This window comes from Mesorhizobium sp. M4A.F.Ca.ET.050.02.1.1, from assembly GCF_003997725.1.
Lineage (GTDB): Bacteria > Pseudomonadota > Alphaproteobacteria > Rhizobiales > Rhizobiaceae > Mesorhizobium.
Genome location: NZ_RZSG01000992.1, coordinates 1 through 1,945 on the forward strand (window position 1 = coordinate 1; position 1,945 = coordinate 1,945).

Annotated in this window: 2 protein-coding genes; both read right to left on the minus strand. The window is 62.7% G+C overall.

What is annotated here, in order from left to right; translation table 11 throughout:
- Positions 1–144: 144 nt before the first annotated feature.
- A complete protein-coding gene (locus tag EOA33_RS34070) occupies positions 145–1,263 on the minus strand; it encodes a glycosyltransferase (protein WP_127407607.1) in 1,119 nt (372 codons plus the stop codon).
- The coding region (locus EOA33_RS34075) for a glycosyltransferase family 1 protein (RefSeq protein WP_145989466.1) at positions 1,260–1,945 on the minus strand (686 nt) is incomplete at its 5' end. The genes EOA33_RS34075 and EOA33_RS34070, both read right to left, overlap by 4 nt.

The following is a 1,945-nucleotide window of genomic DNA, read 5'->3' on the forward strand; positions in this document are numbered from 1 at the left end:
GTCCAGCGTGCCGCCGGTTGCCGGCAGTTCCAGATAGTCGAGCTTCCCGGTCAGTTTCATGACGCAACTCCCCAAAATGTTCTCGTTATGTTCTATATCGACGGACATCGACCCGCAAGCCCCTCTAGAGAAACCGCCTTCAGCTCAGCCTTTGCGGCCGCCGAGCTGACGGTAGAGCTCGGCGTAGGATTTCCCCATCCTGTCGGCAGTGAAGAGGCGCACGTACCGGTCGCGCGCGGCTCGTCCCCAACTCGCCGCCTCCGTCGGCGAGGCAATCAGCCGGTTTATCGCCTCGGCAAGCCCGGCCGGATCTGAAGGCGGCACGACGAGCCCGGTTGTGCCGGCCTCATTGACGTAGCTCGTGCCCGTTCCGATTTCGCACGAGACCATCGGCTTGCCGCGCATCGCCGCCTCGACCAGCGAAAGCCCGTAGGCCTCCGACCTCTGGTTCGAAGGAAAGACGAAGCCAAGGCAATTGTTGAGCAGCGCCATCTTGCGCGGCTCGCTCACTTCGCCAAGGAAGATCACGTTGTCGCGGCGCAGCGTTTCGGCCTGCAGCCTGAGCTCCGCTTCAATGGGCCCCGAGCCGGCTATGACGATCTTGCAACGGACTTGGCCGGCGGCCTCGATCAGGACATCCAGTCCCTTGTAGTAACGCAGGACGCCGACGAACAGCACGAACGGCCCCGGAATTGTCGACCGGCACCAATCATTGTCGGCATCGGTAGGGGAGGGGTAGGCGCCTTCGTCGATGCCGATGGGAATGACCTTCGTCTTGGCTCTGAATGCCGCAAGAATGGGGCTCGATCGCAGGTAGTCCGGGGATGTCGCCACGATGGCGTCGACATCGCCCAGGAAGCGCATCATCAAAGGCCGGTAGAAAGGCAGGATGAGTCGCTGCTTGACGATATCGGAATGGTAGGTGACGAGCGCCGGCTTGCCGTGGCGGGACTGAAAATGCACCACGTCCATGAGCGGCCATGGAAAGTGATAGTGGATCAGGTCGGCCTTGGCCGACAGAGCCCGGAACTTGCGGAAAACCTCGCGCGAGAATCCCGTCGACGCCAGCTCGAAATCCAGCTTCGCCTTTGTGGTCATATGTTCGTCCAGGGGGCGCGTCGCCTCGTCGGGCGTGCGGCTGAGCGACAGCACTTCCGTTTCGATGCCATGACGGGACGTGCTTTGGGCGACGGCATGGATCGTCCGCTCGACGCCGCCAAAAGTGTCCGGCCAGTAGGTCTTGAAAAAATGCAGGACTCTCAAGCCACGGTCCTTCGTCTTTGTCCGATGGCCTGTTCAAAGATGTCGAGCATGCCTCTGGCGTGATTTTTCCAGGTGAAACGTTCGGCGTTCCGGCGCGCCCCGGCCGCGATCGCCTGGCGCAATTGCGCATCACTGCAAAGCCGGCCGAACGCGTCGGCGATCGCCCTGGGATCGTTCGGATCGACAAGAATGGCGCTTTGGCCGGCGACTTCCGGCATCGAGGATGTGTTGGACGTCAGGACCGCTTTGCCGAATGACTGTGCCTCGACAATCGGAAAGCCGAAACCCTCATAGAGGGACGGCATCGCCAGGAAAAGGCAATTCGCATAGAGCGTTGCAAGCATCCCGTCGTCCACGAACCCGGTGAAGACGACGTTCATCTCGAGCCCGGCGCGGCGCACGTCGTCGGCCAGGCTCGTCTGTTTCCAGCCACTGCCGCCGACGATGACCAGGTCGCAGGCGGACCGGGCGCTGGCGGGCAGCAGGCTGTAAGCCTCTATCAGCCTGCCCAGGTTCTTTCTCGGCTCGAGCGTGCCGACGAAAAGCGCATAAGGCCTGGTGATGCCGACCTGCTCCAGGCTTGAAACGCCGCCCGGGGCGGGGAGCGACGTCGTGCCGGGGGCGACTGTACTGATCGGCGACCGCAGCCAGGAGAACTCCGTCGTCAAGGCGGGAGCCGTGG